The organism is Arthrobacter echini (assembly GCF_004803505.1).
GTDB classification, from domain to species: Bacteria; Actinomycetota; Actinomycetes; order Actinomycetales; family Micrococcaceae; genus Arthrobacter_D; species Arthrobacter_D echini.
In genome coordinates, this window is the sequence record NZ_SSWH01000004.1 from 266,258 (window position 1) to 272,985 (window position 6,728).

The window sequence follows — 6,728 nt, forward strand, 5'->3', positions numbered from 1 at the left end:
TTCCTCTCGATGACGTCTTCGTCCGATACGTGGGATGACTGATCGCTCGTCCATGACGACGCGCGGCGTCGACCGATGGTGGGCCCGCGCGGACCTACCCTTTCACTGCCCCGGCGGTCAGACCGGAGCGCCAGTAGCGCTGGAGGGTGAAGAAAAGGATCACGAGCGGGACGACGCCGAGCAGCGCGCCCAGCATGACCGCTCCCTTGTCCGGAGCGAAGTAGCTGATCATCCCGTAGAGCCCGAGTGTCACGGGCTTGAGCTCGGGCGAGGAGATCATCATCAGCGGCAGGAGGAAGTTGTTCCAGGTGGCCACGAAGATGAAGAGGAACATCGTGACCATCGCCGGCGTGAGCAGGCGCAGGACGATCGTGAAGAAGATCCGCGCCTCCCCTGCACCGTCGATTCGTGCTGCCTCGAGAACCTCGTCGGGGACCGACGTCTGGGCGTACACGACCCCGAGGAACACCCCGAACGGCGAGACACAAGAAGGGATGATGATGGACCAGACCGTGTTCGTGGCACCGACCGCATTGAAGACGGTGTACAGCGGGATGGTGAGCAGTGCGATCGGCATCAGAAGCCCGGCCATCGTGGCGGCAAGCATCGTGCGACGTCCGGGGAAGACGAATTTGGCAACCGCGTACCCCGCCATCGTCGAGATGAGGGTGCCGACCACGCCCGCGGTGAGCGAGTAGAACAGGGAGTTACCGACCCAGCGCCAGAAGAGCCCCTGGGTCCAGGACATCAGTGACTCGTAGTTCGTCCCGAGATTCATGTCGGCGAACCAGAAGCCGAAGGTCGAGGCCAGATCGGAGTTGCTCTTCGTCGAGGCGACGATCAGCCAGATGACGGGGAGCAGGAAGTACAGCGTGACGAGAGTGAGGACCACCGTGGTGACCACCCGCGATACCGGGCTCGGGGCGATCGACCTCGGTGGCTGGTCCTCCACCGACTTGATCTGCCGGCGGATGGGCTTCTCGGCTGCTTCGACGATGCTACTCACGGGTTAGTCCCTCCTGCGCTGTAGGGAGGCGTACACGACCGCGAGCACTCCGGCGATGATGGCCATGAGGATGGAGATGGCATTCGCGGGTCCCGAGCCCGATGGCGAAATGGTGCCGGTCATGGTGTTGTAGGCCATCATCATCGGCGTGTAGTCCTTGCCCATCCAGGGATTGACGGTTTCCAGGATCACGGGCTCGTTGAAGAGTTGGATGGTGCCGATGATGGACAGCAGGACTGCCAGCAGGGCAGCACCACGGACACTGGGAATCTTGATCCGCGTGGCGATCTTGAAGCCGGATGCTCCGTCGATCCGTGCCGCCTCGTACAGGTCGTGCGGGATGGCCTGGAGCGCGGCGAGGAAGATGAGCATGTTGTACCCCGTGTACGTCCACGTGGTCATGTTCGCCATGGAGAACAGGATGGTTCCGGGGGTCATGAGATCGACCCAGTCCGGCAGCCAGGGCAGGAAAGGTGACAGTGACGGAGTGTAGAGGTAGAGCCACATCATCGCCGCGATGACGCCGGGGATGGCGTAGGGCAGGAAGTACGACAGCCGGAAGAAGCCCACCCGTCGGACCAGGAAGGAGTCGAGGAGGAGAGCCAGAACCAGCGCGAGGCCGATCATGATGGGGATCTGGATGCCGGCGTACAGCACCACACGCCCCATTCCCCTCCAGAAGGCGGTGCCGCTGGCCGCTGTGATGAAGTTGTCCAGTCCTACGAACTGCTCGACGACGCCGCCGCCGCCGAACAGGCCCTCGTTACGTGGCACCTGGGCGAAGAACGCAGAGCGTATGGCGACCACGATCGGGATGACGAACACGACGATGAACAGGATGGCGAACGGCGCCATGAAGAGCAGACCCGTTCGCGCCCCGGGATTCCGCCTGCGCCGGGTCCTCGGTTCAGGGCTTCTGGCTCGCGTAGGCGGCTCGGAGGCAACTTCGGTAGCCGAACTCATCGTCGTGCTCCTTACATCGAGCGGGTATGACGGTGGTGCGCCAGGTGCTGATCCTGGCGCACCACCACCGGCTGCTACTCCGAGACGGGAAGACCCAGATTCTCCAGCGTCGCCACCGCCGTTGTCTGGGCGGTCTCGAAGATGTCGGTCACCTGAGCATCTCCCGCGGCGACGTTGGAGGCCTCCTCGCTCATGGTCACGAGGGAGGAGAAGCCCGGTGCGTAGGGGAAGTCCGGGTTGAGATTCTCGGTCGCCACGGCCAACTCGCCCATGACGTCCTGTCCGCCGAACTGGCGGGTCATCTTCTCCGGGGTCTCCACCTCGATGTCGGCGGCGGGGACCAGGCCCTGCGAGGCGAGGAAGTCACCGCTGGTGTTCAACCAGTCGAGGAACTCCAGGGCTGCCTCGGGGTTCTCGCATCCATCCATGACCGCGACCCCGGAGCCGCCGTCCGGACCGCTCATCACGCCGTTGCCGTAATCGGGCAGCTGCGCAACACGCCATTGCCCCTCGGCCTCGGTGCCGTCCAGATCGTCGAGCAGGAACCCTGCCTCCCAGGCGGCACCGACATGGCCGATCAGAGTTCCGTCGGTCAGCGCCTGGGTGAAGCCGTCGCCCCAGCGCTGCTGCACCAGCACCTCGTCGTTGTCCAGCAGATCCTGCCAGAGGGACGCCACGTTCTGCGCGCCGTCGCCGTTCGCGTTGACGACCCACGCGTCGCCGTTCGTGCTGAACCACGTGTCGCCCGCCGCGGCCGCCTGTGCAGAGAGCCAGTACTGGCCCTCGTCGGGCATGAAAGCTGCGATGTTCTTTCCGTCTGCCGCCGCAGTTTCCGCAGCGGCCCGGAATTCGTCGAGATTCGTCGGTACCTCGATACCCAGGTTCTCGAATTCCGTCTCGTTGTAGTAGTACACGAGCGGCCCGATGTCCTGCGGGAGCCCGACGGTCGCGTCACCGACCTGCATGAGTCCTCGCGCACCCTCCGAGAAGTCCTCCTCGTAGGCAGCGGCCTCCTCGGTCACGTCCGCGAGCAGGCCCTTCACATAGGCCTCGGGTACTTCCGCGTATCCCATCTGCGCGAGGCAGGGCCCGTTTCCGGCATTGATGTCGGTCTCGAGCCTCACGGACATCTCGGCGGCCTCGCCGTCGAACTTCGTCGGCTCGACCTGGATCCCGGGGTTGGCCGCGTTCCACTCGTCCACCTGCTCCTGGACCGTGGTCATGCCCTCACCGTCAGGGAGCCGGTGGGTGTAGGTGATCGTCACGGGATCGCTCTCCGAGGGTGCGTCCGCCTCGGTCGACGAGTCGCCACAGGAGGCGAGTCCCAGGGACAGGAAGCCGACGGTGGCCAGGAGCGCCGCGCGCTTCGTTCGGGTGACTGGTGTCATGGGTTGACCTCTCAACATCGTCGTTGGGCTAGCCGCCCACGTGACTGGATTCACAGAATTTACGCAGTATCTCCAGAGTTGTCTCAAGATGACGCCCTGCCAGTATATGACGTGAATCACGTCGCATCAATCACGTTCGATCACTTTCCGGTAACTGCTCCTGTCGCAGCCCGCATATCGTCCTGCGTGAACCAGCGGCTCTCGCCGGGCGCCAGGGAGACGGCGGTGCTGCCGAGGGGTGAGTGCACGACGCTGTGCACGCTGTCATGGGATGCATTGCAGACCAGTAGCTGCTCACCTTCGCCGTAGTACGCCACCTCCATCCGGGCATCCTCCGCCCACCCGAGGTCGGCGAGCTCGTCCTCGCGATTCACGGCCCAGTAGAGCGCCCGGTGGAGCAGACGCGCGTTCGAGCTCGTGTAGGGCAGCCCGGCCAGATACACGGAGCGGCCGCGCCCGAACGGGTGTACTGCGGCTCGGACGGTGCCCTCATGCATGGCGAGCACCGTGGTGTCGGTGCTGGTGACGACGACGTTCTCCGCACCGTCCCCGGAGTCGAATGCGTCCTCGAGATCATCGATGATGAAGTGGTCCTCGGTCGGCTGGTCGTACCGCGTGGTCGACAGCGACCAGCCGAGCTCACGATCCACGCCGAAGATGTCGGAGAGCTGCAAAACCGCTCCGCCGCCGGCAGCCGCGCTCGGTTCCCCGACGCCGATGAGTCCGCCTCCCTGTGCGACGAACGCGCGAACGGAGGTCTGCAGGGCCGGGTCACGCCAGAGCTCGCCGCCCGAGTAGGCTGTCCCGGCCGCCCCTGCATTGATGAGCACGCCGATGTCCGAGGGCACCGACGCACGGATGTCGTCGAACGACAGGAACCTCACCTCGAAGGGCAAGCCCGCAAGGGATTCGATCACGCCGACATACGACTGTGTCTGCCGGTAGGGCAGTGCATGGGCGACCATGTGGGTCTGCCAGCTGCGCAGGCTGCCCCAGGCATTGATGATCCCGACGGTGAACGGGGCGTTGTCCGGTCGCCGGCCCCCGGAGCGATCGTGGATCTCACGGAACTCGTCCGCGATGGCCTCCACCCGGTCCACGAAGTCGGGGTATTCGAGTGCCAGTGACAGATACCCTCCGTAGCCGATGCGATCGAGAGGCGAGCGGACCACGGCTCGCCGAGCGGTCAACCAGGCATCGAGGGCTTCCCGTGCGGGCTCTCCCCCGGGCCTGAACGTGTCCGGGAACAGGTAGGGCAGGAAGCGACCCTCGCGGTACCGGACGCCGGGGATGTCGGAGATCATGCGGCACGTCGCGGCCGAACCGACCGATCCCACCACGGCGTCCAGACCCGCATCCGGGAAATGAGGACCGTACGGCTCGGTGCCGATCCAGTTGTCTCCCAGGAACATCATCGCTTCCTTGCCGGCCTCGTGGGTGAGGGTGGTCAGCTCACGGACCCGCGAGGTCACGAAACGGTGCTGGAAGTCGATCCACGCACGGAAGGTGGCGGTCGGTACCCGGAAGGGTGAGTTGTAGTAGCCCTCGTCGATAAAGTCCTCGGCCCTCAACCGGATACCTGTCTCGCGCTCGAACTCCTCCATGGCAGGCACGGACACCGAGGCCGAGTAGCCGAACCAGTCGACGTAGCGTTCCCGGGCATCGGCTCCGAAGACGAGTGTGAAGTGGTAGAAGAACGTCGTGAACCTGACGACGTCGACCTCCGGGTGATCCTGGAGCCAGTGCGCCAGGGAAGAGCGCATGTGCTGCCAGGTCTCGTCGTGGCGGGCATCGTAGGGCTGTTCCTTGACCTTCGTCGGATCCGACGCCCAGTCGTTGGTGACGTAGTTGTACATCTGCGTGGAATCCCAGAGCTGGAACGCCAGGAACGACACGGTGTACACGTGGTGCGGTTGTGCCCGGGGGATCTCCACCACGGTGTCGGCGCCGTCACCGAGCACTCGCCACTCCTCGGCAGCCAGAGTCCGCCCCGCCGTACGATCGAGCACTTCCCACCACCGCGAGATGTCGCACGTCGTGTCGGGGGCGATCTGGTCGGCGAAGTAGCCGGACAGGATGCGGATCCGCAGCGGCCCCTCGGCCGGGGCAGGAACGCGCGGGGACATCAGGTAGAGCTGCGTCCGCTGCTGAGGGTGCGACCGGGCCCAGTCCTCGTCGCCGCGGGCGACGAAGTAGGTGGCGTACACGCGCGTCGCGAGATCCTGCACCGATTCCGGCAGCTCGGTGCCGTCGGAATTGCGCACGGCATCGGCCCCGAGGCGCTCCAGGAGGGCGGGCAGCTGATCGTCGAGGCCGCGTTGGATGGGAAGGGTGAGACGTCCAGTGGACATGGTGCTACTCCAGTCGGAAGAAGGGTCGGGGAACGGCATCGCGATCACGGCCGAACAGGCTCACACGGGGAGCACGCATCCGGGTCCTCACGCGATGATCAATGTGACGCCGGACGCCTCGAGCGCCGTGACGGCCGAGTCCTTCACGCCGGAGTCGGTGACCAGGACCTCGACCTCCTCGAGACGACAGATCCGTGCGAATGCGGTCGTCCCGATCTTGCTCGAGTCGGCCAGGACGACCGTGCGGCGCGCCATCGCCGCCATCTCGGCGTTCACGGCCGCCTCGCCCTCGTGGTGCGTGAACAGGCCGTGCTCGAGATCCAGTGCGCTGATCCCCAGGAACAGGGTGTCGATGCAGATGTGCGGCAGCATGAGGGATGCCAGCGGTCCGATGAGTTCGTAGGAGCGGCCCTGCGCGACACCACCGGTGACGACGATGCGCAGCTGCGTCCGGACCATGAGGTCGTTGGCGATGTTCACCGCGTTGGTCACCACCGTCGTCAGCGTGTCGTCGAAGCGCGCATCACCGGCAACCCTGACGCCGAGTTCCTGAGCGGCGCTCGTCGTCGTCGTTCCGCCGTTGAAGGCGACGACATCGCCGGGAGAGATGAGGTCGGCAACCTTCCGCGCGATCGATGCCTTCTCGCGCCAGCGATGCACCGTCCGATAACGCAACGGGAGATCCCCCGAGCTCGAATTGACCATCGCGCCGCCGCGGGTACGGATGATCAGCTGCTGGGCGGCAAGGGAATCCAGATCGCGTCGGGCGGTCGCGGCGGAGACGTCGAAGCGCTCCATCACCTTCTCGACATGGACCGACCCCTCGTCGATGACGAAGTCGATCAGCCGGGACAATCTGTCCTCGCGCTCCATCACCCTCCCTCGTGATCCTTGACGGCTAGCTGTTCTTCCCACGGACGTTGTGTACGCGGTCGATGGGTGATTTGCCTTTGATGCCGGTATGGGGTCTGTGGTGATTGTAGTCGTGGATCCAGGCTTGGTAGGTGTCGGCTCGGGCGG

Annotated in this window: 6 protein-coding genes; all 6 read right to left on the reverse strand. The window is 65.1% G+C overall.

Features of this window, described 5'->3' with window-relative positions; all coding sequences use genetic code 11:
- Positions 1-94 precede the first annotated feature (94 nt).
- Positions 95-1,006, reverse strand: coding sequence for a carbohydrate ABC transporter permease (locus E8P82_RS06805; protein WP_136453730.1), 912 nt, complete (start codon positions 1,004-1,006; stop codon positions 95-97).
- 3 nt (positions 1,007-1,009) lie between these two features.
- The gene (locus E8P82_RS06810; RefSeq protein WP_136453731.1) at positions 1,010-1,969 is read right to left on the reverse strand and encodes a carbohydrate ABC transporter permease; all 960 of its coding nucleotides are present in this window, start codon (positions 1,967-1,969) and stop codon (positions 1,010-1,012) included.
- Positions 1,970-2,043: 74 nt separating this feature from the next.
- A complete protein-coding gene (locus E8P82_RS06815; RefSeq protein ID WP_136453732.1) occupies positions 2,044-3,357 on the reverse strand; it encodes an ABC transporter substrate-binding protein in 1,314 nt (437 codons plus the stop codon).
- A 140-nt stretch (positions 3,358-3,497) separates the two neighbouring features.
- A complete protein-coding gene (gene gnpA, locus E8P82_RS06820) occupies positions 3,498-5,708 on the reverse strand; it encodes a 1,3-beta-galactosyl-N-acetylhexosamine phosphorylase (protein ID WP_136453733.1) in 2,211 nt (736 codons plus the stop codon).
- A gap of 87 nt (positions 5,709-5,795) precedes the next feature.
- Positions 5,796-6,581 (reverse strand): DeoR/GlpR family DNA-binding transcription regulator, encoded by a 786-nt coding sequence (locus E8P82_RS06825; protein WP_136453734.1) that lies wholly within the window; start codon positions 6,579-6,581, stop codon positions 5,796-5,798.
- Between the two features lie 25 nt (positions 6,582-6,606).
- A partial coding sequence (locus E8P82_RS06830) for an integrase core domain-containing protein (RefSeq protein WP_136453735.1) occupies positions 6,607-6,728 on the reverse strand: 122 nt, incomplete at its 5' end.

Coding starts and splice junctions, on each gene's coding strand:
- E8P82_RS06810 (WP_136453731.1), bottom strand. CDS start 1,969: ATGAGTTCGGCTACCGAAGTTGCCTCCGAGCCGCCTACGCGAGCCAGA.
- E8P82_RS06815 (WP_136453732.1), bottom strand. CDS start 3,357: ATGACACCAGTCACCCGAACGAAGCGCGCGGCGCTCCTGGCCACCGTC.
- gnpA (WP_136453733.1), bottom strand. CDS start 5,708: ATGTCCACTGGACGTCTCACCCTTCCCATCCAACGCGGCCTCGACGAT.
- E8P82_RS06825 (WP_136453734.1), bottom strand. CDS start 6,581: ATGGAGCGCGAGGACAGATTGTCCCGGCTGATCGACTTCGTCATCGAC.